This window comes from Streptomyces sp. NPDC104313 (assembly GCF_055583985.1).
In genome coordinates, this window is the sequence record NZ_JBVJMW010000004.1 from 662820 (window position 1) to 687148 (window position 24329).

23 protein-coding genes are annotated in these 24329 nt (G+C 70.3%); 11 read left to right on the top strand and 12 right to left on the bottom strand.

The features are described 5' to 3' along the window. The first annotated feature begins 130 nt into the window (after positions 1-130). Positions 131-709 (top strand): snapalysin family zinc-dependent metalloprotease, encoded by a 579-nt coding sequence (locus ACZ60Q_RS13305; protein ID WP_469632593.1) that lies wholly within the window; start codon positions 131-133, stop codon positions 707-709. Between the two features lie 199 nt (positions 710-908). On the opposite strand, the gene ACZ60Q_RS13310 is transcribed toward ACZ60Q_RS13305, so the two are convergent. Together ACZ60Q_RS13310 and ACZ60Q_RS13315 are read right to left on the bottom strand one after the other, a co-directional pair. Further along, the gene (locus ACZ60Q_RS13310; protein WP_469632595.1) at positions 909-2093 is read right to left on the bottom strand and encodes a GDSL-type esterase/lipase family protein; all 1185 of its coding nucleotides are present in this window, start codon (positions 2091-2093) and stop codon (positions 909-911) included. 43 nt (positions 2094-2136) lie between these two features. Then, entirely contained in the window at positions 2137-2709 is a 573-nt protein-coding gene (locus ACZ60Q_RS13315) for a TetR/AcrR family transcriptional regulator (protein ID WP_469632597.1), read from the bottom strand. 82 nt (positions 2710-2791) lie between these two features. Between ACZ60Q_RS13315 and ACZ60Q_RS13320 the strand changes: the two genes are divergently transcribed. The 3 genes from ACZ60Q_RS13320 to ACZ60Q_RS13330 all read left to right on the top strand — a co-directional run bounded on the left by ACZ60Q_RS13320 (position 2792) and on the right by ACZ60Q_RS13330 (position 5080). Beyond that, positions 2792-3283 carry an FBP domain-containing protein gene (locus ACZ60Q_RS13320; protein ID WP_469632600.1) on the top strand — a complete coding sequence of 164 codons (492 nt, stop codon included), beginning with the start codon at positions 2792-2794 and terminating at the stop codon, positions 3281-3283. Between the two features lie 343 nt (positions 3284-3626). Further along, positions 3627-4877: a cytochrome P450 gene (locus tag ACZ60Q_RS13325; RefSeq protein WP_469632602.1), complete on the top strand. Its 1251-nt coding sequence runs from the start codon at positions 3627-3629 to the stop codon at positions 4875-4877. 5 nt (positions 4878-4882) lie between these two features. After that, complete coding sequence (locus ACZ60Q_RS13330; protein ID WP_469632605.1) at positions 4883-5080, top strand: ferredoxin; 198 nt, start codon at positions 4883-4885, stop codon at positions 5078-5080. 84 nt (positions 5081-5164) lie between these two features. Here ACZ60Q_RS13330 and ACZ60Q_RS13335 read toward each other — a convergent pair whose 3' ends face one another. From ACZ60Q_RS13335 to ACZ60Q_RS13345, 3 genes are all read right to left on the bottom strand, one after another. After that, positions 5165-5719 carry a tellurite resistance TerB family protein gene (locus ACZ60Q_RS13335; protein WP_469632607.1) on the bottom strand — a complete coding sequence of 185 codons (555 nt, stop codon included), beginning with the start codon at positions 5717-5719 and terminating at the stop codon, positions 5165-5167. A 147-nt stretch (positions 5720-5866) separates the two neighbouring features. Then, positions 5867-6523 carry a DedA family protein gene (locus ACZ60Q_RS13340; RefSeq protein WP_469632609.1) on the bottom strand — a complete coding sequence of 219 codons (657 nt, stop codon included), beginning with the start codon at positions 6521-6523 and terminating at the stop codon, positions 5867-5869. Positions 6524-7526: 1003 nt separating this feature from the next. Next, entirely contained in the window at positions 7527-8399 is an 873-nt protein-coding gene (locus ACZ60Q_RS13345; RefSeq protein WP_469632612.1) for an alpha/beta fold hydrolase, read from the bottom strand. 479 nt (positions 8400-8878) lie between these two features. Here ACZ60Q_RS13345 and ACZ60Q_RS13350 point away from each other — a divergent pair, with 479 nt between their 5' ends. Next, the gene (locus ACZ60Q_RS13350; RefSeq protein ID WP_469632615.1) at positions 8879-9136 is read left to right on the top strand and encodes a hypothetical protein; all 258 of its coding nucleotides are present in this window, start codon (positions 8879-8881) and stop codon (positions 9134-9136) included. 122 nt (positions 9137-9258) lie between these two features. Here ACZ60Q_RS13350 and ACZ60Q_RS13355 read toward each other — a convergent pair whose 3' ends face one another. Together ACZ60Q_RS13355 and ACZ60Q_RS13360 are read right to left on the bottom strand one after the other, a co-directional pair. After that, positions 9259-9804 (bottom strand): MOSC domain-containing protein, encoded by a 546-nt coding sequence (locus ACZ60Q_RS13355; protein ID WP_469632618.1) that lies wholly within the window; start codon positions 9802-9804, stop codon positions 9259-9261. Positions 9805-10480: 676 nt separating this feature from the next. Next, positions 10481-11074, bottom strand: a complete 594-nt coding sequence (locus tag ACZ60Q_RS13360; protein ID WP_469632620.1) for a TetR/AcrR family transcriptional regulator — start codon at positions 11072-11074, stop codon at positions 10481-10483. A gap of 159 nt (positions 11075-11233) precedes the next feature. Here ACZ60Q_RS13360 and ACZ60Q_RS13365 point away from each other — a divergent pair, with 159 nt between their 5' ends. Further along, positions 11234-11914 carry a nitroreductase gene (locus ACZ60Q_RS13365; protein ID WP_469632785.1) on the top strand — a complete coding sequence of 227 codons (681 nt, stop codon included), beginning with the start codon at positions 11234-11236 and terminating at the stop codon, positions 11912-11914. A gap of 351 nt (positions 11915-12265) precedes the next feature. Here the strand turns inward: ACZ60Q_RS13365 and ACZ60Q_RS13370 are convergent, their stop codons facing one another. After that, the gene (locus tag ACZ60Q_RS13370) at positions 12266-13084 is read right to left on the bottom strand and encodes an APH(3'') family aminoglycoside O-phosphotransferase (RefSeq protein ID WP_469632623.1); all 819 of its coding nucleotides are present in this window, start codon (positions 13082-13084) and stop codon (positions 12266-12268) included. Positions 13085-13199: 115 nt separating this feature from the next. Here ACZ60Q_RS13370 and ACZ60Q_RS13375 point away from each other — a divergent pair, with 115 nt between their 5' ends. The 4 genes from ACZ60Q_RS13375 to ACZ60Q_RS13390 all read left to right on the top strand — a co-directional run bounded on the left by ACZ60Q_RS13375 (position 13200) and on the right by ACZ60Q_RS13390 (position 16704). Further along, positions 13200-13826, top strand: a complete 627-nt coding sequence (locus ACZ60Q_RS13375) for a class I SAM-dependent methyltransferase (RefSeq protein ID WP_469632625.1) — start codon at positions 13200-13202, stop codon at positions 13824-13826. Positions 13827-13916: 90 nt separating this feature from the next. Beyond that, positions 13917-14600 (top strand): response regulator, encoded by a 684-nt coding sequence (locus ACZ60Q_RS13380; RefSeq protein ID WP_469632628.1) that lies wholly within the window; start codon positions 13917-13919, stop codon positions 14598-14600. Beyond that, positions 14597-16120, top strand: coding sequence for an ATP-binding protein (locus ACZ60Q_RS13385; protein ID WP_469632631.1), 1524 nt, complete (start codon positions 14597-14599; stop codon positions 16118-16120). Before ACZ60Q_RS13380 ends, ACZ60Q_RS13385 begins: the two co-directional genes overlap by 4 nt. Then, a complete protein-coding gene (locus ACZ60Q_RS13390; RefSeq protein WP_469632634.1) occupies positions 16117-16704 on the top strand; it encodes a hypothetical protein in 588 nt (195 codons plus the stop codon). The genes ACZ60Q_RS13385 and ACZ60Q_RS13390 overlap by 4 nt, the downstream gene beginning before the upstream one ends. A gap of 136 nt (positions 16705-16840) precedes the next feature. Here the strand turns inward: ACZ60Q_RS13390 and ACZ60Q_RS13395 are convergent, their stop codons facing one another. After that, on the bottom strand, positions 16841-20182 hold the full coding sequence (locus ACZ60Q_RS13395) for a S8 family peptidase (RefSeq protein WP_469632636.1): 3342 nt from the start codon (positions 20180-20182) through the stop codon (positions 16841-16843). Between the two features lie 182 nt (positions 20183-20364). After that, positions 20365-20913, bottom strand: coding sequence for a GNAT family N-acetyltransferase (locus tag ACZ60Q_RS13400; RefSeq protein WP_469632638.1), 549 nt, complete (start codon positions 20911-20913; stop codon positions 20365-20367). Between ACZ60Q_RS13400 and ACZ60Q_RS13405 the strand changes: the two genes are divergently transcribed. Continuing rightward, the gene (locus tag ACZ60Q_RS13405) at positions 20912-21670 is read left to right on the top strand and encodes an urease accessory protein UreD (RefSeq protein ID WP_469632641.1); all 759 of its coding nucleotides are present in this window, start codon (positions 20912-20914) and stop codon (positions 21668-21670) included. The genes ACZ60Q_RS13400 and ACZ60Q_RS13405 overlap by 2 nt on opposite strands. Positions 21671-21724: 54 nt before the next feature. On the opposite strand, the gene ACZ60Q_RS13410 is transcribed toward ACZ60Q_RS13405, so the two are convergent. Both ACZ60Q_RS13410 and ACZ60Q_RS13415 read right to left on the bottom strand, forming a co-directional pair. Next, positions 21725-23215 carry a carboxylesterase/lipase family protein gene (locus tag ACZ60Q_RS13410; protein ID WP_469632644.1) on the bottom strand — a complete coding sequence of 497 codons (1491 nt, stop codon included), beginning with the start codon at positions 23213-23215 and terminating at the stop codon, positions 21725-21727. 26 nt (positions 23216-23241) lie between these two features. Next, positions 23242-24171, bottom strand: coding sequence for an MBL fold metallo-hydrolase (locus tag ACZ60Q_RS13415; protein WP_469632647.1), 930 nt, complete (start codon positions 24169-24171; stop codon positions 23242-23244). Positions 24172-24329: the final 158 nt, after the last annotated feature.

Genomic DNA, 24329 nt, shown 5'->3' on the forward strand with positions numbered 1-24329 from the left:
TCGCGGCATAGGTTCTGCGGCCCCGGGAGGATCGGCGACCGGCCCTTGCGTCCATACGGATCGCCGTGACCGTCCTCCCACTCCCTTGGCTCCGCGTTGAGCCGAGCCCCCCATGAGTGAAGGGACAGCAATGCTGGAATCCAGATGGCTCAAGGCAGTCGGTGTCGCCGCGGCGATCACCCTGGCCACAGCTACGGCGGCGCAGGCCGCTCCCGCGCCGGACCCGGCGACGAAGGGTGTGTCGGCGGTGGTGACGCTCCGGTACGACGACAGCCGGGCCGGCGGCTGGGAGGCAGAGATCGCGTCAGGCGTCGCCTCGTGGAACTCCAACGTCGACAACGTCAAGCTGGTCGAGGCCGCACCCGGCACGCGTGCCGAGATACAGATCGTGGCCACCAGCGGCTGGCCGCAGGCCACTCTCGGTCCGGTCCGGCCCGGCGGCCAGGTCAGGGTGGAACTGGGCAGCCAGGCGGTTGCCCAGGGGCACGACAAGACCCGTATCGCCGCTCACGAGATCGGCCACAGCCTGGGTCTGCCGGACACCAAGCCCGGCCCCTGCTCCCAGCTGATGTCGGGATCCAGCGCCGGTATCAGCTGCAAGAACGCCGTACCGAACGCGGCCGAGCAGTCCCGCGTCGAGTCCGCCTACGCGGGCGGCCTCGCCCCGCGTGTACCGGCTGACGGGCGCGTCCTGGTGGACGCCCCGTAACCGGTCGTACGAGGACACGCGAGGTGTCGGCCCCGTCCTGAACCGGCGCACGGTCACTCGTTCCCGGTCGGCCCGCCGCCGGAACCGGGAAGGGGTGAGCGGCTTCGGCGATTCAGTGATTCTCCGTGCGACCCGAACGGGGCGTGGACGGGATCACCGCTTCTCCGCGCCCCGTACGCGCGTCGCATCGGCCCCGGCGTCAGCGGTTCTTCGGGGTGAACGGTCCGTCGTGACCGAAGGCGAGGCGGGCGAAGCGTTCGGCGATGCGTCGGTGGGCGGCGGGGTCCGGGTGCAGATCGTCGGGCAGCGGGAGCGCGGCGTGGTCGCTCTCGCCGTAGAGGTCGAGGCCGTCGAGGTAGTGCAGATGGGGGTCGGTGGCGGCGCGGTGGGCGACGATCCGGGCCAGCTCGCCGCGGATGACGGCGAGAGTCAGCTTCCCGGAGCCGCTCTCCGTCGGGTCGCCCATGGCCTTGAACCGCAGCAGCCCTTCGCTCATCGCGCCGTAGTCCGGTGCGCTGGGGCCCGGCGTGGTCTCGTGGATGGGACAGCAGATCGGCGAGACCACCAGCAGCGGTGCGATGGGATGGCCTTCGCGGATGGTGTCGAGGAAGCCGTGGACGGCCGGACCGAACGCGCGCAGCCGCATCAGGTCGGCGTTGACGAGATTGATGCCGATCTTGACGCTGATCAGGTCGGCGGGGGTGTCCCGCATGGCGCGGGCGGTGAAGGGGTCGAGCAGGGCGCCGCCGCTGAATCCCAGGTTGATCAGCTCGGCTTCGCCCCGGTTCGCGGCCAGGGCGGGCCAGGTGCCGGTCGGTGTGGTGGCGTTGGATCCGTGGCTGATGGAACTGCCGTGGTGCAGCCAGACCGGCCTGCCGCTCGGCCTGGGGCTCCGGAGCGGCGCGTCGGTGCGCAGGGCGACCAACTGCGTGGTCTCGTCGTGCGGCAGCCAGATCTCGATGTCCTTCTCCTCGTCCGGCAGGCCGCTGAACCGGAGCGTCTCCATGGGGCCGGGCCGGGTCCGCGAGGTCATCGAGGCCAGATCGATGGTGAGCGTGTCGCCGTCGGGGGCACTGGCCCGGGCGGCAGGGCGGCCGTCGATGAGGAGCTCGTACACGCCGTCGGGGCGCGGCGGCGCCCCGGGATAGACCCGCTTGGTGGCCACCACGTCCAGCTCGACGGCGGTGGCCCGGGTGCGGAACGCCAGCCGGACCCCGGAGGGCTGCGATTCGGCCATGGCCAGTTGGCCGTCGGGAATCTGCCGCCGCGCCCGGGCGGGCAGCCGGTGCGGCAGCACGCCGCGCTCGGTCCGCTCCAGGTCGAGCGCGCCCCGCACGATGTCGGTGCTGATAGGGGTCGTCGTCCAGTCGTGCCGGGTGGTCATGTTCTCTCGGTCTCCTCGTTCGTCGAGGGGGTGGGAGGTGGGGTCAGGAAGGGACGGGCCAGCTGCGCAGCAGAGAGTCGAGCGCGTCGAGGATCTCCGTCCAGCTCTCCTGGGAGTCGGGGGAGCTGTGGCTGAAGCCGCCGGCCGTCTCCAGCCCCACATAGCCGCTGAAGACGCTGCCCAGGAGCCGTACCGCGTGTGTCTGCTGGAGCTCGGTCAGGTCGTAGCCGCGCAGGATCGCCCGCATCATCCGGGAGTGCCGGACGCCGGCGCTCGCGGCAGCCGCGTCGGCGTCGAGCCGGAACCCGGCAGCGGCGAAGCGCCCCGGGTGCTGGAGGGCGTAGTCGCGGTAGGCGTTGGCGAAGGCGCCGAGCGCGTCCCGGCCGGCCCGCCCCGCGAGTGCCGCCGACGCCTGGTCGGCGAGCTCCTCCAGGACCAGCAGGGCGATCTTCGTCCTGAGGTCGTGGGCGTTCTTGACGTGCGAGTACAGGCTCGCGGTCCTGACGCCCAGCTTCCGGGCGAGCTCCGCCGGGGTCACGTGCTCGAAGCCGGCCTCGTCCGCCAGCTCGGCCCCTGCCCGTACGACGCGTTCCACGGTCAGTCCTGCTCGTGCCATGCGACCCTCCGAACGCTCACTTGTGATTGCCTAAGGAAATGTATATTTGCCTAATGAGATTAGGCAAATTAGCGTGAGCTCCATGGAACCCCTGACCGAGCAAGAGATCCGTGCCGCCTTCGTGAACTGCACCAAGGGCGAGGCCAAGCGCCTCTCCGTTCCCCGCGACCTCGCCGACCGGCCCTGGGCAGACCTGGACTTTCTGGGCTGGCGCGACCCCCAGGCCCCCGACCGGGCCTACCTGGTGCTCGCTTCGGGGGAGGGCCCCGTCGGCATTCAGCTGCGCTCCTCCGGCGCCGGATCCCGGGGGACCCGCCGCAGCATGTGTTCGATCTGCGTGACCGTCCACACCGGAGGCGTCTCCCTGTTGGTGGCCCCCAGGTCCGGGAAGGCGGGCCAGCAGGGCAACTCGGTCGGCGCCTACCTGTGCAGCGACCTCGCCTGCTCGCTCTACGTGCGGGGGAAGAAGGACGCGGGCGTCGGGGCGCGGCTCCATGAGTCGCTCACCCTGGAACAGCAGATCGAGCGGACCGTGGCGAACATCAAGGCGTTCATCGTCAAGGTGATGGTGTGACCCCACTCGCTCTGCGGGGGTGTGGCCGTGCGACACGGCTAGGGCGGGCGCGCTTCCGCTGATCGTGGACAGTGGGTTCGACGGCATGGTTCCGGACGTCGCGGTGAACGGTTCCAGTCATGGAGGGGGCGGTACCCGCTCCGGCGTCACTCCGCCGCACCCGCTGGGCCTGGGCGAATGCGAGACCGTTCGACCGTGTGCGAAAGACACCGGCCAGATCTGCGGTCCCGTGAAGTGGCCGGTCCGAGCGTGGACCCAATAGGTGCCTGGGGCATCCAATTGGGTGAGGTGTGGAGCGACCCGCTCCGTACCGATCACCGAGCACTGCGAGGCGACCGCTCCCATGACGGAATCCACGACGGAACCGGCCCGCCAGGACCCCGCTCTCACCGGCCCTTCCGCCGAACCGGCCTCCGCGACATCCTTCCCACAGGACCGCGAGTGCCCCTACCACCCGCCCACCGGGTACGAACCGCTGCGCGCGGAAGGGCCGTTGAGCCGGGTCACCCTCTTCGACGGACGTCCGGTCTGGGCGGTTACCGGCCACTCCCTGGCCCGTCGGCTGCTGGCGGATCCGCGGCTGTCCACCGACCGTACCCACCCCGACTTTCCCGTTCCGGCCGAGCGGTTCGTGAACGTGCAGGGGCGACGCGTGGCTCTGCTCGGCGTCGACGACCCCGAGCACAACACCCAGCGCAGGATGCTCATCCCGAGCTTCTCCGTGAAGCGGATCGCCGCGCTGCGTCCCCGCATCCAGGAGACGGTGGACCGGTTGCTGGACGCCATGGAGCGGCAGGGGCCGCCTTCCGAGCTGGTCGCCGACTTCGCACTGCCGGTGCCGTCGATGGTGATCTGCGCGCTCCTCGGCGTTCCGTACGCCGACCACGAGTTCTTCGAGGGCTGCTCGCGGCGGCTCCTGCGGGGTCCGGGCGCTGCCGATGTGGACAAGGCCCGGATCGAGCTGGAGGACTATCTGGGCGCCCTGATCGACCGCAAGCGGGTGGAGCCGGGGGAGGGGCTCCTGGACGAACTGATCCACCGGGACCACCCGGACGGGCCCGTCGACCGCGACGACCTCGTCTCGTTCGCCGTGATCCTGCTCGTCGCGGGGCACGAGACGACGGCGAACATGATCTCGCTCGGTACGTTCACGCTGCTGAGGCACCCCGGTGAGCTGGCGGCTCTGCGGTCCGGAGAGACGACGACGGCGGCGGTGGTCGAGGAACTGCTGCGTTTCCTGTCCATCGCCGACGGTCTGCAGCGGCTGGCGACCGAGGACATCGAGGTGGCCGGGGCGACGATCCGCAAGGGCGAGGGAGTGATCTTCTCGACCTCGCTCATCAACCGCGACACCGAGGTCTACGAGCATCCGGAGACGCTCGACTGGGACCGGTCCGTCCGCCACCACCTCGCTTTCGGCTTCGGCGTCCACCAGTGTCTGGGTCAGAACCTGGCCCGCACCGAGCTCGACATCGCCCTGCGCACGCTCTTCGAGCGGCTGCCGGCGCTCAGGCTCGCCGTGCCCGCGCACGAGATCCAGCACAAACCCGGGGACACGATCCAGGGGCTGCTGGAACTGCCCGTGGCCTGGTGAGCGGCATGGGTGTCCAGATCGACAAGGATCGCTGCGTGGGGGCCGGCATGTGCGCGCTGACCGCACCGGACGTGTTCACGCAGGACGACGACGGGTTCAGCGAGATACTTCCCGGCCGCACGGCGGGGACGGGGGTCCACCCGCTGGTGCGAGAGGCGGTACGGGCCTGTCCGGTCGGGGCGGTGTCCTTGACCGACGACTGACGTGACGTACGGGCCGGGCCCGGCGGGACGCAACACGATGACGCCCGCCGGGTTCCGGCCGCTACGGGAAACGCGCCGGCCGGATCAGAGGCCGAACTCCTGCGGGGACACCCCGAGAGCCATGCACGCTTCCCGCAGAACCTGCGCCTCGGCCGGAGCGATGTACCCGTCCGCACCGGCGATCACAAAGCCGGTCTGGATGACCGCCTTGGCCTCCACGGGCTTCTTCGCGGCCTTGGCGATCTCCTGCATGGCCTCGGTCCTGCCCTGCTGGAAGTTGAACATCATCTGATCGACATGCTTGTTGAACCGCTGCCGCAACTGCTCGGGAGGGAAGTTCTGCAGGACGTCGTTCTGCAGGATCAGCGTCTCCACGTGGTGCCGCTCGGCGGGGTCCACAGACCCGTCGGCGGCCGCGACCAGAGCGCACATCGCCATGCTGGCGTCCCGGTACGCCCCGCTCTTGAGCTCCGTCTTGAGGGAGCCGAGCTGCGACTTGAGCAGCCCCACCAGCTTCTCCTTCGAGCCGCCCGCGGCCCCTGTTCCCGCCTGCCGCTGGCCGCCGGGGCCCCTCGTGCCCTGCGACTGCTGCTGCTGCAACCCCTTGGCCTGGTCCTTGATGCGGTCCCACATAGCCATGCGTGCCACCTTGTCGATCGGATCGATGGTCCGCGCAACGTGCGCGGCCTCTTGCAACCATTCTTCGTGGACAGCCCGTTGGCGGTCCACGCCCGGTGACCGGTGAGCCTCCCGGAGCCAACGGCTCCGGGAGGCTCATAGAACCGATCACGCGTGGTCCTTCTGCCGATCACCTCGACGGGAACGCAGCCTGCGACCGACCGCCACGGCCAGCGCCGCGACCGCCACCACCAGGACGACCTTCGAGAGCACCCCGACGTAACTTTCCACGAGGTCCCACTGATCACCCAGCAGATACCCGGCCATGACGAGGATGAAGTTCCATATGAAGCTGCCCAGAGCGGTGAGGAGCACGAAGATCGGCAGAGGCATCCGCTCCAGGCCTGCCGGGACGCTGATCAGGCTGCGAAAGATCGGAATCATTCGGCCGAAGAAGATGGCTTTCATGCCGTGCTTGACGAACCATTCTTCGGTCTTCTTCAGATCCGACACCTTCACCAGAGGAAGCCGCTCCCACAGGGCGTACATGCGCTCCCGGCCGAAGAGAGCGCCGATCTGGTAGAGGGCGACAGCGCCTACCACCGAACCCAGCGTCGTCCAGAACAGGGCGGAGAACAGGCTGATCACTCCCTGCCCCGCGGCAAAACCCGTCAGCGGCAGAATGACTTCGCTCGGCAACGGCGGGAAGAGATTCTCCAAGGCGATCGCCAGCCCGGCCCCGGGGCCGCCCATGGTTTCGACAAGGCTGGTCGCCCAGCCTGCGATGCCGCTCGCCGGCTCCGAGGCGAGGGGGAAATACTGCATGTGGGTCTGCTCCAGGACTGAGTAGGGAGCCGAGGTCGGGGTGCTGACCAACTCGGCGTCATATCTGTTGGGGCTGGAAATCCCATAGAATCCGAAGAATTCGATCGGATATCGAGAGAGGGGTATCCGAGGGTCCATCGCGAGCGAATCGCGGCGGAATTCCGCGTGACGCGGGACGTAAGGGCACGTATCCGCGAGCGGGAGATCAGGGCCTGGGCGCCGGGGGTCTGCTCACCGGATGGGCCGAGCGTGATGCGACTCGCCGGGTCGAGGGCCGAACTGCTCGCTTGGCGTCAGGCTGTGATCGGCCCGGCGCTCTGCCGCAGGGTGGATCGGAAGGCTCGCTCAGCAGCGAAGGATCCGGACATGGGCAGGGCTTCGCGATCCTGAGTGCGAAGAATGCTGCCGGGCGACATCCGTCGCGCAGTCGTGGAGATCCGGTGATGAGGAGGGGACGCCTGCCTGCACGGGAGGTGAGGCCGTCATGCTTCCCGCTTTGTGGCGGTGCTGGAGAGTGACGTCACCGTCCACGCCCTCCAGCGGAGTGTTCGGGCCTGACCCGTCGAATACGGACACGGCGTGAGAATGAGCTGCCGTGCCGACGGTCTGCAGGGTCTGAGCGGAGGAGCCGAGAGTGAACGCGGAAATCATCAGGAGCACGGCGATACCGGCGTAGAAGGCCAGCATCTCCCTGCAGCGCATTCCTACGCTCCCTGTCCCGGTCGATTCGGCTCGTAGGGCGAAGTGCCGAAGCCGCTCGGCGAATTGCCGCCGCAAGACGTCACTCTAACAGCCCGAACTGAAGCGAACCTGAAGCTCATTTCGCCGTACGGCTCACGCGCTGCGGGCGGCTGCGCGTGAGACGGGAACCGGCCGGGCGGGCGGCGTCGCGTCGGCCGCAGCGTCCGGCGGGCGTTGGGATGCGCACAGTACCGGTCGTGGACGGCGGCCGGCATCGGGCGCACACCGCCTCCGGTTCACCGCCGAAGAGGTTCTGGCGTGGTCAGACCGTGCTGTGGACGCGGCCCAGGAAGTCGCGGACGAGCGTGGTGACCGCGTCACCGGCGCTCTCCAGCAGGAAGTGCCCGCCGTCGAGGAGGTGGATCTCGGCGTCCGGGACGTCGTCGGCGAAGGCGCGGGCGCCGTCGGGGCCGAAGATCGGGTCGTTCCTGCCCCATACCGCGAGAACCGGCGGCCGGTGCGCGCGAAGGTAGGTGTGCAGGGCCGGGTACAGCGGCGAGTTGTTGGCGTAGTCACGGAACAGCGACAGCTGGACCTCGTCGTTGCCGGGGCGGGAGACGAGGGCGAAATCGTGGTGCCATGTGTCGGGGCTGACGGTGCTTGCGTCCGGAGTGCCGGTCACGTACTGCCACTTGATGCCGTCCAAGGTCAGCGCGCCGCGCGCTTTCGCCTCGTTCTCCGGTGTCTGCTCCCGCTGGTAGTCCCGGATCGGCTTCCAGAAGCTCTCGACGAAGCCCGCGTCGTATCCGTTGCCGTTCTGCGTGATGATCGCCGTGATGGCCCCGGGGTCGGCCAGCGCGAGCCGCCAGCCGATCGGCGCTCCGTAGTCCTGGACGTAGATGGCGTAGTGGCTCACCCCCAGTTGCTCGAGCAGTCGCGCGGTCAGATCGGCCAGCGCGTCGAAGGTGTAGGTGAACGCGTCGGCCGAGGGTGCGGCGGAAAGACCGAAACCCAGGTGGTCGGGCGCGATCACGTGAAAGCGCCCGGCCAGCGCGGGAATCAGGTCGCGGAACATGAATGAACTGGTCGGGAAGCCGTGCAGCAGCACGACCGCGGGTGCGTCGGCGTGGCCGGCCTCACGGTAGAAGATCCGATGCCCTTGTACGTCCGCGTAGCGGTGGTGGACCGTAGCCATGACTAACCTCTCTGTGGAGATGTAGTGGTTAGGTCCATCATGCCGCTCGGAACTAACCTGTCAAGTGGAGGTTGAGGGGTTGGGTGGGATGGGGGTGGAGGCGGGTGAAAGCCTGTTGTCCGACGTGGGCATGTCGAAAATTACGGAGATGTTCGGAAGGTGTCCTTCCGCCCGGTGCGATGGCTAGAGTCCGAGGAATGGAGACCATGGGGAATCGACGGGCGAAACGCGTGACGGCGGCACTGGTCGGTGCCGCGGTGGCGGTGGTGTTCGGAGTCGGCGGCGCGCTGGCCGTGGGTACGTCGGACGATGGGCCGGTCGGTCCGGAGCCGGTGCCCGCCGAGAGCGTGCCCGCAGGATCGAGCGGTGGCGGCGAAGTCGCGGGCGGCGCTGACGGTGGCGGGAGCGTAGGTGGTTCCGGCGGCGCTGACGGTGGCGGGAGCGTAGGTGGTTCCGGCGGCGCTGACGGTGGCGGGACTGTGAGTGGTTCCGGCGGGTCGGACGGTGGCGGGAGCGTAGGCGGTTCCGGGTCCTCCGGAGGCCCCGAGCCCAGCGCCCACCCGAGCGGGCCGGATCCCACCGGTGGGCCCAGTCCTTCGCCGACGGATCCGGTCGACCTCGCGGAGGTCGCCCAGCGGATCGACGACCTGGAGAAGAAGGTCGACGAGCTGCCCACGAAGAAGGATCTGGCCGACGCGCTGCGCGCGTTCGCGGACTCCTTGGAGCAGCAGGGCTGAGGGGGAGGCCCGTGATGTGGCCCCGGTGTCGGCTTCTCGGCCCCGACGGTGCCACGTCCGCGGCAGGATCCGGCGGCCGGGCTGCCGCGGCCGGGTAGCTCCGCGTTCCCGGGGCGGGCCGTCTAGACGCGTTCCAGGGCCCGGTGGGGGAGGGGCGGCAGCTCGATCTCGACGGTGTCGCCGGCCCGGACCGTCCCACCGGCACGGACCACGGCCATGACGCCCGCCTTGAAGGTGAACTCACCCGACACGGGATCCAGGGCGAAGACCTCGCCCAGCAGCCCGCTGCGGAAGTCGTTGATCTTCGCGCATGGATTGCGCAGCCCGGTCACCTCGAGCACCGCTTCCATGCCGAGGCGCAGCAGGGTTCCGGTGGGAAGGCCGAGGAGGTCCACTCCCGCGGTCGTGATGTTCTCGCCGAGTCGGCCCGCCGACACGTCGAAGCCCTTGAGCGCGAGCTCCTCGAAGAGTTCCTCGTGCATCAGGTGGACCTGGCGCAGGTTGGGCAGGTCCGGTTCGTACGTCATGCGGAACTGGTGGCGAATCGTCTTTCCCGCATGCACGTCGCCCTCCACGCCGAGCCCGGCGAGCAAGGTGATGAACGGGTGGGTGGGTTTACTGAACGCGTACCGCTCGTTGCGGCTCACCGCGGTGACCTGGCCGCCCATGGTGCCCTCCGTATGTTGTCGTCCGTGGCTGTCTGATCGTACGAAGGGCCTGTCCCGGGCCCGGATGCCGGTCAGTACGGCAGCCCTGGGAGGCGGCTCGCAGGGCGGCCAGGACGCAGGTCGTGATCTCGGCGCCCGACGCCTCGGGATCGTCCGCGTGCCGCTGGGCGAATTCCTCCGCCGCCGCTCGCGGTTGAGCCTTGCCGCGTGCACCTTCGTCCCCAGCGGGTCGGCGCTGCCGCCGGATCGCCGGGCGAAGGGTTCCGCGAGGGCCGGCAGGGCATCGTCGTGGGCCTGGAGTCGGATGGCCCGCAGCGCGGGTCGGTGGACGTCATCCGGGTCAGGTCGAGGATGGCCGGAGCCGCGGGTGGCAACGCGCCGCTCCGGCTGGACCGCGTCACGAAATCCAGCAGTGTCACCCCGGGCGGCCACGCGGCCGGTCGGTCCACCGCCGTCTCGAGCCCCGCCGAGAGCGGCAGCAGGGCGCGGCTCTCGTTGGGGAAGTGGGCGCCACGGCGTGCGGGGCGAGCTTCCCACGGCCCGGGCGATCATGTTCGCCCGTGGTGCCGGTGACGCCCTGACCAGCCACGTGTTGCGATGCCCCCTCGAATTCGCCCGGTCGAACGACGGGGTCTTCACCACTGGCCTCGGTATACCGGTAACTCGGCGCGGCCTGTCAGTCCGTGGTCGGCAGCGCGTTGTCCAGGAGGATCTCCGCCGCCGTCCGCGCGTGCCGGCCGTAGTCCGCCTCGCCCAGCACCATGGCGCGGCTGGCGGCGCCGTCCGCGAGGGTCACGAGCTGCTCGGCGAGGACGGCGGGCCGACGGCAGCCAAGTTCCGCAACCAGGTTCGCCACCAATCGCACCATCAGCAGTTTCTGTTCGCGGGCGTAGGAGTGGACCGCGTTCCGCGGGTCGGGGAACTCCACGGCGGCGTCGATGAACGGGCATCCGCGCACGGGATCCGTGCCCGCCGGGGGCGGATCGAACAGCGCGAGGATTCTCTCCCTGGCGGGGACCTCCTCGCGTACCAGCGCACCCTCCAGGGTGCGCCCCGTCGAGGCGAGGTCCTTCAGGTGGGCGAGGACAAGCTCGTCCTTGGTTCGGAAGTGTACGTAGAGCGTGCGTTTGGACACCGGCGCCTGCTCCGCGATCTGCTCCATGCTGGTCGCGTTGATCCCCTGGACCGCGAACAGTCCGGCCGCGGCGGCCAGGATGCGCTCCCGCCCTCCGCGACCCTGCCGTCGAGATGCCGTCGTCACCGTGGTCATGACGTAAGTATACGTTCTCGTTTACTTGAGAGGGGGTAGCTGGTTATGCTGTTTCAGGTAAACGGCTACGTTTACTTAAGTGATCCTGAGGAGAGTTCTATGAGCGGGCCGGTCTTCACCCGGATGCGCACGAGCCAGACACCTGCCGACGGGACGCAGATGTGCGGGACACGATCGTGGGAGTGCGCCGAGCAGCTGATTCGCGGGCGCCGCGCGACCCGCGCGTTCCGACCCGACCCGGTGCCCGAGGACGTTCAGCGCGCGGTCTTCTCCCTCGCGGGCGCCGCGCCGTCCAACTCCAACGCCCAGCCGTGGCGGGTCGAGATTGTCGGCGGCGCGCCGCGAGACCGTCTGGCCGATGCCCTGCGGGCGGCCCACACCGAGCGACGCGTCACGGCCGACTACCCGTACTCCGAGGACATGTACGCCCCCGTCCACCAGGAACGGCGTGCCGCCTTCGGCGCCGGTCTGTACGGAGCGCTGGGCATCGGCCCCGACGACCACCCGGCCCGCGCGGCCTACGACACGGAGAGCATGGGCTTCTACGGAGCGCCCCACGCCGCGTTTCTGTTCGTCACCGGCGACGGCGGGCCGCGACTGGCCGCTGACGCCGGCGCCTACCTGCAGACGCTGCTGCTGGCCATGACCGCGTACGGCGTGGCCAGTTGCCCGCAGGGCCTGCTCAGCTTCTACGCCGACACCGTCCGCGACGAACTCCGGGTAGACGAAGGGAAGCTGCTCGTGGGGATCTCCTTCGGCTACGCAGACGAGACCGCGCCCGTGAATCGGGTCGCGACCGACCGGGCGGCCTTGGAGACGACCACTACCTTCCACCACTAGAGTCCGTCACGAAATTGCTGGTCACAGCCACTCATTGAGGACTACGAGCAGTACGGTCGGCTCGTATCGGAGGCATGTCCGTCGTATCTCGTGGCGGCAGCCCGGTGGCGCTTGAGGCGATTGACGCCGCATTCCATCGCATGGCGCTCGCGCTGGTCGGCCGGATCAGAGCGCGACGGCGCAGCCAGGCGCGGTTCCCGCAGGAGGCGTACGCCTTGTCGGCACGCGCCCGGTCGGGACGGGCACGCGGCCGTGTGCCCGTCCCGACGCTCCGCGGTGACTCCCCCTCCACCGTGCAGCCGCCCGCACCGGACCCGGCTCCCGGACCCGGCCTGGTCCAAACGAAAGAACCTAGCCCCAGGTGAGCGGGTCGAGATGGAGGTAGAAGCGCAGGCGCTCATGATCCGGGGCGGTGCCGTACCTCTCGGCGAACGCCGCGTCCGCCACCTGCGCCCGCTCCTCGTCCACCCATGTCTCGCGCGCATTGGCGAGCAGCAGCGCCAGGTCGGTGTGACGGTCGGCGGCTCCGAGGCGGCCCAGGTCGATGAAGCCCGACACCTCCAGGGTCTCCGGATCGAGGATGATGTTGGGCAGACATAGATCCCCGTGGCAGACGACGGTGTCGGAGGCCGCCTGATCCCGTCGCCGAGGGATCTCCCCGGTGAGGCCGGCCAGCAGCTCAGCGGGGGGCACGCGTTGCTGCTCCACGGGGAGGAACTCCGGATTCACGGCGCCACGGTTCACGACGTCGCGTGCGACGGCGACCACGGAATCCAGCCCCCGGCGGAACGGGCACGAGGACACGGGTACCTCGTGCAGCCGACGGACCGCGTCCGCGATGCGTCCCCAGGAAGCGCGAAGATCCTCCGCGCCCACCTGATCGGCGGGTACGCCGGGGACGGCACCGGTGACCAGGCAGGCGCCCGCGTCACCGGCGTACCAGTCAAGGACCCGGGGACCCGGTATGCCCTGACCGCTCAGCCAGGCGATCCGGTCGCGTTCGGCCTCCAGACCGGCCGTATCCGCGACGGGCACACACTTGGCGTACCGGGTGGCGTCCGCACGGCGGAAGACGGAAGCACCCGATTCGCCCGCGGTGACAGGAGACCATTCGCCCCCCACACCGAGCAGTACCGGCGAGAGGGCCCTGGGTCCGCAGCGATCACTCATAGCGGCGACCTTACCGAACCGGCGTTCCGGGCCGTCCCGGAGCCACCCGAACCGGACTCCGTGTGACAGGCTCGTTTATGCTCCCGCTGGGGGCTGACCGGAAGGCAAGCTGAACATGACTGGGCAACGCGACCGTTGGGCGGAACTGACCGGTGGACAGGCTGGGGAGGAGTACGCCCAGCGGTTCGCACGGCTTGCCGAGTCGGGCCACGACATCCATGGCGAGGCCTCCTTCTGCGCCGCGTTGCTGCAACCGGCCGCCCGGGTGCTCGACGCGGGCTGCGGCACCGGGCGGATCGCGATCCGCCTTGCCGAACTGGGCCACCACTGCACCGGAGTGGACGTCGACTCCTCGATGCTCGCCGTCGCACGACGCGAAGCACCCACGCAGGACTGGCTCCTCGGTGACCTGGCCCGGCTGGACACCCTCGGCCTGGGACCGGACTTCGACCTGGTGCTCGCCGCCGGAAACGTCATCCCCCTGCTCGCCCCCGGCACCGGAGCGACCGTCGTCGGGCACCTGGCCGCCGCCCTGCGCCCCGCTGGTCTGCTGGTCACCGGCATGGGACTGGACGCGGCACACCTGCCGCTCGACGAAGCGCCGGTGACCCTCGCCGAGTTCGACCAGTGGTGCGCCCGGGCCGGACTGACCTTGCGGCAGCGCTACGCGACCTGGAGCGGCGACCCGTACGACGAAGGGGGCGGCTACGCGGTCAGCGTGCACACCCGCCCCGCCACGTGAACCCGAGGCCTTTCCGGGGCCGTTCCTGCCACTCGCTCACCGATAGCCCCTCTCGCGATCTTTCCTGTCCCAGGACCTGGAGAAACCGGCATGTCACGCGTCGTCCTTGTCGAAGATGATCCGTCCGTACGCGACGGGGTCGAGATGGGGCTGCGCCGGCGCGGGCACGAGGTCCTCGCCACCGCGACCGGCGAGGCCGGCCTGGAGGCACTGGAAGCGTTCCGCCCCGACCTCCTGCTGCTCGATCTGATGCTGCCCGTGATGGACGGCGTCGAGGTGTGCCGCCGCGTACGCGCGAACAGCCAGTTGCCGATCATCATGCTCACCGCGCGCGGCGATGACGTGGACATCGTCGTCGGCCTGGAGGCCGGTGCGGACGACTACGTCGTCAAGCCCGCCCGTACCGAGGTCATCGAGGCCCGCATCCGTGCCGTGCTGCGCCGCATCGAAGCCCCGGTCGGTGTGCGGCCCGCCGTCGAATACCACGGCGACCTGGACATCGACCGGGCCGGTCACACCGTCCTGAAGTCGGGCCGGCCGGTCGCCCTCGCGCCTTCCGAGCTGAAGCTGCTGCTGTTCCTGTCCGCGGCACCGGCAAAGGTCTTCAGCCGACAGCGGCTCCTGGAAGAGGTCTGGGACCACAGCTACCACAGCGATGTGCGCCTGGTGGACGCCTGCGTGCGCCGACTCCGCATCAAGATCGAAGACCTGTCCGACAGCCCTCGGTACATTCAGACCCTGCGGGGATTCGGCTACCGCTTCGGCCCGTTGTGAAGATACCCGGAGCGGCCGCCGCGTTCGGGGTACGCACCCGGCTGGTGCTCGCCTTCCTTCTGGTGGCCGTGGTCAGCGCGGTCACGACGGCCGCGTTGACCTACCGGGAGGCGCGCAGCGCCGTCCTCGAACGCGCACAGGACACGGCCGTCGCCTCCTTCCGCGAGGAGGTCGAGCGGTTCGTCCCCGGCCTGCCCCTGGACCTGGAATCGGTCCGGTGGGATCTGTACAACATCGCGGCCCGCTCCAAACCGCATCCGTGGATCGTGTTCGCCGAGTACGGCTCGGTGCGCGTCTCCTCGGGCGACCGGCCCGTCTCCGGTGTGCTGACCGGGGAGCTGCGCCGCGCCGCGCGGACCTCGCCGCACGGCAGCTTCCAGCGGGTCGTCAAGGACGGGAACGCGTATCTGACGATCGGGATGCCGGTGATGACCCGGGTCGTCGCGGGCGGTGGCACGGTCCCCAGCGGTCTGGTCCTCTTCGCCGTGATGCCGATGGCGAACGAGGAGGCGGACATCGAGGCACTGGTGACCGCCGCCCGCGACGGTGCGCTGCCGGGACTGGCCGTGGCCTTGGTGCCCGCCCTGTTCGCGGCCCGCAGCGTGCTGCGCCCCGTCCGCGAACTGCGGCGTGCCGCGCACTCCATGGGCGGTGGGCGGCTCGACACGCGGATCACCGTACGCGGCAGGGACGAAATGGCCGACCTCGCCAGGACGTTCAACAGCTCGGCGGCCCGCCTCGAACACTCCGTACAGGAACTCCGGGACGCCGGGGCGCGGGCCCGGCGCTTCGCCTCGGACGTCTCCCACGAACTGCGCACCCCCCTCGCGGGGATGCTCGCCGTCACGGACGTGCTGGACGAGGACGCCGGGACGCTCGACCCGGACACCGCCCGGGCGGTGCGCCTGATCAGCGCCGAGACCGGCAAACTGGCCGTGCTGGTGGAGGACCTGATGGAGATATCCCGCTTCGACGCCCGCGTGGCCGGACTCAACACCGACGAGGTGGACGCGGCGGAGACCGTACGCAGAACCCTGTCCAGCAGGCAGTGGCAGGACCGGGTCCGCACGGAGCTGCCCGAGGGCGTCCGTATCCGCCTCGACCCGCGCCGCTTCGACATCATCGTGGCCAACCTCGTCGGCAACGCCCTGCACCACGGAGCCGAACCGGTCACCGTCCGGCTGTCGTCCCGTGCGGACGCTCTGATCACCGAGGTGCGCGACAGCGGCCCCGGTATCGACCCTCGCGCGTTGCCAGACATCTTCGACCGCTTCTACAAGGCGGATGCCGCACGTTCCCGCTCATCGGGCAGCGGCCTCGGACTCGCGATCACCCAGGAGAACGTGCGGCTCCACGGCGGCACGATCCGCGCGGAGAACGCACCGGGCGGGGGCGCGCTGTTCACGGTGGAACTCCCCTTCCACGGGCCCGCCTCAGGGCGCGGTACGCCGGACGATCCGGAGGCCTCGCACGGCCCAGTACCGGGAACCAGCCCTGACCGCACGGAGGCCACCGCATGAGGAAACAGACGTTCCGCACGGTCCGGGCGGCCCTGCTGCTGGTGCTCGCCGGGGTGACGCTCTCCGGCTGCGGTATCCAGGAGACGGGCGTGGTCGCGGCCGGAAGACCGCCGGTCGGCGACCTGTTGCCACCGAGTGACGCACGGTTGCTGTTGTTCTTCCTCTCTCCCGACGACGAACTGCTGCCCGTGCCACGGACCGTCGACGTCCCCTGGCAGGACCGCCCCGGGAGTTCGCCCTCGGAGAGCGAGGAGATGAGCGAGGCACTGTCGCCCCTGACGGCCATCACCACCCTGCTCGACGGGCCGAACAAGGCCGAACGGCGGGCCGGGCTCCGCAACGCCCCCTCGCTGCCCCGTGAAGCCTCCGCCGCGGACCGGGTCGTGACGGGCGGCTCCACCGTCGAGGTCAGGCTGGACCTGCGGGTGAGGCGGCTGACCGCTCCCGCCCGTGACCAACTCGTCTGCACGGCAGCCTTCGCCGCGCACGCGCAGGGCGCCCTGTCCGTCGCTCTGGTCGGACGGGACGGTCGCCTCGCCCCTGCCGACTGCTCCCTCCGCCCGGTCCCGGCTCCGGCACGCTGAGCGCGCCGGGGGGACGGGAAGGGGCCGTCGGCACCGACCGCGACGTCGACGGCACGACAGCGGCCCGCCGGAACTCGGGTTCCGACGGGCCGCCTTGCCCGGCGTCACCCCGGGCGTTGTTCCGCTCGGCGGATCCTTACCTGCCGAAGAAGGCGTTGTGGATCGTGACCGTGGACTCGTTGTCGCTCGTGTCGGTGACGACCGCCTTCAACGAGATCGCCTTGCCCTTCTCCGGGGCGTTCACGGTGACCTTGCCCGCGGTGACCTTGGCGGGCAGCCACTTCTCGTTGTCGTACGACACCGTCACCCGAAGCGACTTCAGACCGGCTCCGGCCGCCGCTCCCTGCACCACGACGGGGAACGTCTGCTTGGCGCCCGCCGGAACGGTGGAGTCCAGCGCGAGCTGCGGCAGGAAACGGACCGTGGAGACCGGCAGCGTCGCAGGGGTTTTGGTGCGGGCCGAGGTGAAGGTCCACGAGGCGTCGATCCGGTTCCCGGCACGGTAGACCGCCGGGTTGCGGTTGACCGTGGTCGACACCTTGTACGTGGCCGACTCCGGAGGCAGTGCGAAGAACCGTTCGTCGATGGCCGCGTCCTCCTTCGCGTACAGCACGCCGTCGCGGTGGATCGTGGTGCTCGCACTCGCGTACCGGGCGAACCCGGGGTGGCCCGGCCCGTCGCTGACCAGCGCCAGCGAGCCGTAGATGTTGTCGCCGTCGCGTACGATCCCGTCGCCCGCGTTCAGCTGCGGCCCCATCACCCCGACGTGGAAGTTCTCGGTGTGCGTCGTCCCCGGCTCGAACCGGCGTGTCCGGTCGAGGGAGTAGGCCCCTTCGATCTGCCGGTTGCCCGCCGCGTCCTTCGGACTCAGCACACCCGCCGAGATGTTCCAGACGGCGTCGTCGTCCGTGGACAGGTACACCTTCCGGGTTCCCGGCAGCGGATGGGCGGTGAAGGCCGGGTCGACACCCCCGTTCGCCAGTTCGCCGTACGCCTTGACGATGCCGTCGAGGCCGGGCACGGAGGACCCGATCCCCACCTTCACCAGGGCCATGTTCTTGTTCGTGTAGGTCTTGTTGTAACCGGTGGCCAGCTTGGGGACCAAGCTCCCGGCCAGCGCGTTGTACTCGGTCGCGCCCTGCTTCCAGTGGGCCGACCACTGCTGGTAGAGGGAGGAGTCGCCGGTCACCGGAGAGCCCTGGTACGCGGTACGCACGTTGTCGAAACTCGTGAAGTCGCTCCACAACGTGATGCCGACGTCGGGCGTGTTGAGGCTGTACATCATCCCCGCGCGCGTCGGCTTGGCCGTCGCGTCCGGCACCTTGAACGACACCGGCCGGGTGGTCCGGGCGTCGAGGTCGACCGTGGTCGGGCCGGTCACCGAGAACCGGGGGTTGTTGATGAGGTCGGCGCCCTTGCCCGGAGCCGCGGGGTCGACCAGCATGTCGGCCGACAGGTTGTAGGTGCCGCGCGGCAGCCGGACGGTGACCGAACCGGACGACAGGTCGGGGAAGAACCGCCGGCCCGAGGCCTCGCCGTCGTACCCCTTCAGGTCCGCCTGCCAGCCGGTGCTGCGCGCACCGTCGCGTCCGGTGCCGTTGAAGGTGACCTCGTACGACTCGGCCTCCCGCTCCACCGCCGCCGCCGTGCGCACGCTCTGGCCGCCGCCGGACGCCACGACCGTGGCCGCGTAGGAACCCTCGACCGTACCGCCGAGGCGGGTGTCGGCTGTCAGGTCCACGGCTGCGGTGCCGCCCGCCGGGACCGTGACCCGCTGGGCCCCGAGGCTGAAGAACCCGGCCGGGGCGGGCTGTCCGTCCCCACCGGTGGGCGCGGACAGCGACAGGTCCAGCGTCACGTCGGCGCTGCCGTTGTTGCGGTACGTCACCTGTTTGGTGACGGGGGTGTCGTCGGTGTGGGGCCAGGCCTGGGTGCCCAGGTTCACGGAGACCGGCTCGGCGACGACCGTCTGGTCGATCGCCTTGTCGACGGTGAGCCGGCCCGCGCCCTGCTGGAAGACCGAGTGGGAGCCGTCCTTGGCCGAGCCCGTCAGGGCGGCCTTGATCTGTGCGCCCGTCCAGGAGGGGTTCTTCTGCTTGAGGATCGCCGCGGCCCCCGCGACGTGCGGAGTCGCCATCGACGTGCCGTTCAGGCTGTGGTACCCGGGCGGGTTCTGCCCCGTTACGCCCGCCGCGGCGGCCGCGGTGATCGACACGCCCGGCGCCGTGATGTCGGGCTTGACGGCCTTGTCACCGGTACGGGGGCCGGCGCTGGAGAAGTCGGCGATCAGGTCGTTGTCGTCGACGGCGCCGACGGTCAGGGCCGCGTCGGCGCTGCCCGGCGATCCGATCGTGCCCTGGCCGGGCCCGCTGTTGCCCGCGGCTATCGCGAACAGGACGCCCTTCTCGGTGGAGACCTTGTTGACCTGGGCTTCCAACGGGTCGATTCCGGGCGTGTCGATGCCGCCCAGGCTCATGTTGATGACGTCGGCGCCCTGGGCTACGGCCCAGTCGACCCCGGCGATGATGCTGGAGTCGTCACCGGAGCCCTGGTCGTCCAGCACCTTGGCGTTGATCAGCCGGGCTCCGGGGGCGACGCCCTTGAACCGGGCGTCCTTCGCTCCCGTGCCGGCCGCGGTGGAGGCCACATGCGTGCCGTGCCCGTCACGGTCCTGAGCGTCCGGGGAGGCGCTGAAGTTGCGCTCCGCGGCGACCCGGCCCGCCAGGTCCGGATGGGTGGCGTCGATGCCCGTGTCCACGATCGCGATCTTCACACCGGTACCGTCGAGCGACTTGGCCCAGGCCGCCGGGGCGCCTATCCGGCCGGTGCTGCGGTCGAGCGACGCCTTGCGTACACCGTCGAGCCAGATCTGCGCGATGCCGGACGTGGTGGCCGCCGAACCATCGTCCCGCTGACGCGTCAGGGCGTCCCACAGCGCGCCCTTGTCGGCGGTGGCCGCGACGCTGGTGACGGCATCGGCGTCGAGGGCCGACAGGGTCCGTCGGACGGTGGTGCCGTCCGCGGACCGCACCTCGGCACGGGCGGAGCCGGCCGCCGCTCCCCGGTAACCGACGATCACCTTGAGTCCGGCCCGGTGGGACTTGAGGCTCTCCGGCTTGGCGAGTGCGGTGATGTCGAACAGCCGTCGGTCCAGCCTGCCGTCGGCGATCAGCTGCCGGGCGTCACGGGGCACCACATGGGTGCGGCCGTCGTGGATCTCGGTGAAGAAGGGGATGTCCTCCCGGCCCTTGGCCCGCTGGATGCCACCGACCCGGCCCTTGGCGTCCACGAGGACCCGGTCACCGGTGATCAGGGTGACGGTGGTGGTCCGGCCGTCTGCCTTGAAGGCTTTGGAGGTGACCGGGGATGCCGTGTCCGGGGCGCCGGTCTTCCCCGACGCCGGACCGGTCATGCCCGCCGTCAGGGCGACCGAGGCCGCGGCTACGAGCGCGTACGCCCTCGTTGATCTTTTTTGCAAGATGGCCCCTGCTCAGGAGTGGTTCGGGCGGGCGAAGGCCCGGCCGCACGGGGCGCGTTCGGATACGCGTTGGGCCCCGGATTCCTGAAGTATGCCGAGGCCGTTCGGATGCACTCAATGATCGTTGTGTAACAGCCGACCACCCTGATCCGGCTTACTCGCGAGGATGTGCGGCCGCTGGATCAGCCGGACGGTGTGACCGCTCTCCACACGCCCGACCACTGCTCGGCGCCGTACTCCTCATACCGTGTCACCTCGGTGAACCCCAGCTTCCGAGCGAGGCGCATCGAGGGGCTGTTGGCGATCCGGGTGCGGAGCACCACCGGTTCGCCGGGACGCGCGGCGGCGAACCAGCCGAGCGCGGCGGAGCACGCCTCGGCGGCGTACCCGAAGCCCCAGGCTTCCGGCAGTAGCAGGTAGCCGAGCTCGGTCTCCCCGGCATCCGGACGGAGGTGGTCCGGGCGCTCCGCGGCCCGACGGTCGAGGGTGATCGTGCCGATCATCGCTCCGTCGAGCTCCACCACGAAGAGGCCCCACCGCCGCCCCGGCACCTCGGGGACGGAGCGTTTGAGAGTGTCGCGCGGCCGGGGGCCACCGATGTGGACGCCCACCTCCGGCGACGCGAACAGCTCGATGAACGCCGCACGGTCCCGCGCCCCGGACTCACGGAGCACGAGCCGTCGCGTCCTGATCGGGGCAGGCGGCCAGGTGACGCTGTCGAGTTCAGCCATGGCGGGCAACCTATCGCGCCTCCACCCGCGCCCCCTGCGGCCGGTCGCCCTCGGGGCGCTCGGGGCCGTCCTGGGCGTGAGGGAGGAGGCGCTGTCTCCCGGGGCGTTCCTCGCCCCTCGCCCTCTGCTGCCGTGCGCGGACCGCCTGCGGATCGCCCTCGTCGGCACCCGGGCGGGGCTGCTGGCCGGCGACGGCCTCCGGCTGCACGTCTCGGTCGGCCCGGGGGTCCGCCTGGAGCTGGTCGAACCCTCCGGTCTGGTGGCGTACGACCACCGGGGAGGCAGATCGGCGTGGCGGGCCAGGGTCGACATCGCGGCAGGAGGCCGACTGGACTGGGACGGGAAGCCGTTCGTCGTCGCGCACGGGGCGTGGGTCGACCGCACGATGGAGGTGACCCTCGCGCCCGGCGCCCGGATGCTTCTGCGCGACACCCTCGTTCTGGGCCGCTCCGGTGAGCGCGGCGGCCGCATCCGGGCCAGGACCCGAGCCGTGTACGACGGCCGGGAACTGCTGGTCGAGGATCTCGACCTGACCGACCCGGAGGCGCGCGAACTTCCCGGCATCCTCGGCCCGAACCGGATCATCGGCTCCGTCACCGCCCTCGGCGCCCGCCCACCCGGACCGCCCCACCCCTACCGGACGGACGTGGCGGGCCCCGGGGCCCAGGTCCGGCTGCTGGACACCGAGGCACCGGCGATGGAAGCGGAACTGACGGCGCTGCACGAACACTGGCGGGCCGAGTACGTACGCGCATGACGCCCGGGGGTACGCGGATGTCCTTCGGCTGCCGGTGAGCCGCCCCGCGAACAGTCAGCTCCAGGCCCGTCGTTCCCCACCGCGGGGGTCGTCGACCTGGCACCACTCGGCGTCGATGAGCATGGTGGCCCTGCGCTCGTTGTCGTACGGCTCCCAGCCCGGGTCGCCGGTCCTGGCGAACCGGATCCAGGCCGCGTGCATACGGGCGGCCAGATCGGTCGGGGGCGCGTCCGGGCCGAGCAGCGCTGTGGGTCCGTGCAGCCGGGACAGGTGGGCGAGGTCGAAGACGAACGGCAGCTCGACCGCATGGCTCGCGCCGAGCTGCCCGTCCAGGGCGTGGGAGCGCCAGGTGAACTCGTAGGCGTGGGTCGCGGATCGGGAATGCGTCGAGTGCGCCCCGGCGAGAGCCCAGGTGCCCGCGCCGAACAGGGCGTCGCCCATGACGGCGGAGCGCAGCGCGCCGAAGGACGCCTCGGGCCGCGTCGCGCGGTAGGCGGCGACGAGTCGTGCCGGATCGGGGTGCGAGCGCGCCGCGGCGTCATCGACGTCCCCGGCCGTCGAGGTGTCGTACGCGCCCGCGGGAACCACGTACAGACGCCCCTCCTCGGCGTTGGTCCCGATGAGCAGATCGACGTCGGCGCCGAGCCCGGCGGCGACGGACACGGCGGGCTGTATGCCGAGGACCAGGCTGAAGGGGCTGAGCCCGATCAGCGGGTCGTGGTGCGTTGCGGTCCGCAGGTCGATGCCCGGGAGCCGGGAGGCGGCCTCGACCAGCCGGTTGTCGGAGACGTCCGCGAACGCGTCGGCACGGGGCTCGATGCCCAGGGTCCCGGCCGCCGCCCGGGTGACGCGGGCGGCCTGCTCGGTGGTGAACGCCCCCAGTCCGCTGCCGCTCTGGACGATGGCCCTGCGGAAGAGGCCCGTGGCGTCGGGAGTGGCGAGGACGCCGCCGACGATCGTCGCTCCCGCCGACTGACCGAAGAGGGTGACGTTGTGCGGATCACCGCCGAACGCGGCGATGTTGTCCCGTACCCAGCGCAGCGCGGCGACGACGTCGAGCAGGCCCCGGTTGGCCGGCGCACCGGGCAGATCGAGGAACCCGGCGATGCCGAGCCGGTAGTTGAGGGTGACGAGGACGACGCCGTCACGCGCGAAGGCGGAGCCGTCGTACAACGCGGACCGCGTCGATCCGGCGACGAATCCGCCCCCGTGGACGAACACCATGACGGGCAGGTCACCGCCCGTGGCGTCGGGCCGGAAGACGTTGACGGTGAGATAGTCCTCGCCGCGACTCCAACCTGTCCCGAAGTAGGGGGACATGTCGATACCGCCGAGTTCGCGCCCGGACTGCGGCGCGTTGGGCCCCGGAACGGTGGCATCGCGCACACCGTCCCAGCGATCGTGCGGCCGGGGCGGCGCGAACCGGCCGGCGCCGATGGGCGGAGCGGCGTAGGGGATGTTGAGGAAGGCGGTGCCGTCGGCCTGTCGCACGCCTCGGACAGCGCCCTGTTCGGTCCGCACGACGGACTCGGGGTCGTGGTTCACAACGGTTCCTTTACACACGGTGGGCTTCAGACCTGCTCGGAGGGCGCGACGTCGGCGTGCGGTGCGAAGGGCGCCCAGCCCTGGATCGCGAACGCGCCTCCCTCCCGAACCACTTCGACCGCGCCGTGGCCGCCCAGATGCGCGGGAATCACGAGCGCTTTCTCGTCGGCTGCCCGGCCCAGAACCTTGCGGCGGGTGGCGCGGGCGCCCGCCGGGTCCTCGCAGAAGCAACTGTTGTCATCAGGTCGAAGGATCTGCACCGGGCTGTGCAGCAGATCTCCGACGAACACCGCGCGGTCCGTCCCGGAGCTGAGGGACAGCACCGAGGAGCCCGGGGTGTGCCCGGGAGCGGTGTCCAGGCGCAGGCCGGCGTCGATCTGATGGCTGTTCTCCCACAGCCGGGTCAGGCCGGCCCGGTGGACCGGGGCGACGCTGTCCTCGAAGACATTCTGATTTCCCCGGCCGAGCAGCGGTGTATGGCCATTGGCCGGGTTCCAGAAGTCGAAGTCGGCCTTCGGTATCAGATAGGTGGCGTTGGGAAAAGTGGGTACCCAATCCCGCCCGTCCAGATAGGTGTTCCAGCCGACGTGATCGATATGCAGATGTGTATTGATCACGATGTCCACGTCCTCGGGCCGGACATCCGCCCGGTCGAGATTCGCCAGGAAGTCCGTCCGGAGGTGGCTCCAGACCGGCGCGTACGGGCGCTCCTTGTGGTTGCCGACACCGGTGTCCACCAGAATGGTGCTGCCCTCACTGCGCAGCACCCAGGTCTGGATCGCGGAGTTCACGATAGTGGTCCCGGAATCCAGGAAATGCGGGCTCAGCCAGGATGCGCCGTCCTCCCACACCTCCTTCGGGGTTTCCGGGAAGAAGGTGTCGGGCGTCATGCCGACGGGGCCGAAGTATTCCGGTACCCGGGTGATCTCGACCTTGCCGAGCGTGATGTGGTCCATGGGGAATCCTTGGGAAAGGGGAGGGTTTCCCGAACCGTACGAGCCGCTCCGGCGGGCGCGGTATACGTCAGGTGACTGCACCTGTGCGCAGCCCGGCACGGGAGGCGTCGCTTGTAGCCTGGGTGGGCAGGGACGACGGCCTTCCTTCGCGAACCCTC

Coding starts and splice junctions, on each gene's coding strand:
- ACZ60Q_RS13305 (WP_469632593.1), top strand. CDS start 131: ATGCTGGAATCCAGATGGCTCAAGGCAGTCGGTGTCGCCGCGGCGATC.
- ACZ60Q_RS13310 (WP_469632595.1), bottom strand. CDS start 2,093: ATGACCACCCGGCACGACTGGACGACGACCCCTATCAGCACCGACATC.
- ACZ60Q_RS13315 (WP_469632597.1), bottom strand. CDS start 2,709: ATGGCACGAGCAGGACTGACCGTGGAACGCGTCGTACGGGCAGGGGCC.
- ACZ60Q_RS13320 (WP_469632600.1), top strand. CDS start 2,792: ATGGAACCCCTGACCGAGCAAGAGATCCGTGCCGCCTTCGTGAACTGC.
- ACZ60Q_RS13325 (WP_469632602.1), top strand. CDS start 3,627: ATGACGGAATCCACGACGGAACCGGCCCGCCAGGACCCCGCTCTCACC.
- ACZ60Q_RS13330 (WP_469632605.1), top strand. CDS start 4,883: ATGGGTGTCCAGATCGACAAGGATCGCTGCGTGGGGGCCGGCATGTGC.
- ACZ60Q_RS13335 (WP_469632607.1), bottom strand. CDS start 5,719: ATGGCTATGTGGGACCGCATCAAGGACCAGGCCAAGGGGTTGCAGCAG.
- ACZ60Q_RS13340 (WP_469632609.1), bottom strand. CDS start 6,523: ATGCAGTATTTCCCCCTCGCCTCGGAGCCGGCGAGCGGCATCGCAGGC.
- ACZ60Q_RS13345 (WP_469632612.1), bottom strand. CDS start 8,399: ATGGCTACGGTCCACCACCGCTACGCGGACGTACAAGGGCATCGGATC.
- ACZ60Q_RS13355 (WP_469632618.1), bottom strand. CDS start 9,804: ATGGGCGGCCAGGTCACCGCGGTGAGCCGCAACGAGCGGTACGCGTTC.
- ACZ60Q_RS13360 (WP_469632620.1), bottom strand. CDS start 11,074: ATGACCACGGTGACGACGGCATCTCGACGGCAGGGTCGCGGAGGGCGG.
- ACZ60Q_RS13365 (WP_469632785.1), top strand. CDS start 11,234: ATGTGCGGGACACGATCGTGGGAGTGCGCCGAGCAGCTGATTCGCGGG.
- ACZ60Q_RS13370 (WP_469632623.1), bottom strand. CDS start 13,084: ATGAGTGATCGCTGCGGACCCAGGGCCCTCTCGCCGGTACTGCTCGGT.
- ACZ60Q_RS13375 (WP_469632625.1), top strand. CDS start 13,200: ATGACTGGGCAACGCGACCGTTGGGCGGAACTGACCGGTGGACAGGCT.
- ACZ60Q_RS13380 (WP_469632628.1), top strand. CDS start 13,917: ATGTCACGCGTCGTCCTTGTCGAAGATGATCCGTCCGTACGCGACGGG.
- ACZ60Q_RS13390 (WP_469632634.1), top strand. CDS start 16,117: ATGAGGAAACAGACGTTCCGCACGGTCCGGGCGGCCCTGCTGCTGGTG.
- ACZ60Q_RS13405 (WP_469632641.1), top strand. CDS start 20,912: ATGGCGGGCAACCTATCGCGCCTCCACCCGCGCCCCCTGCGGCCGGTC.
- ACZ60Q_RS13400 (WP_469632638.1), bottom strand. CDS start 20,913: ATGGCTGAACTCGACAGCGTCACCTGGCCGCCTGCCCCGATCAGGACG.
- ACZ60Q_RS13415 (WP_469632647.1), bottom strand. CDS start 24,171: ATGGACCACATCACGCTCGGCAAGGTCGAGATCACCCGGGTACCGGAA.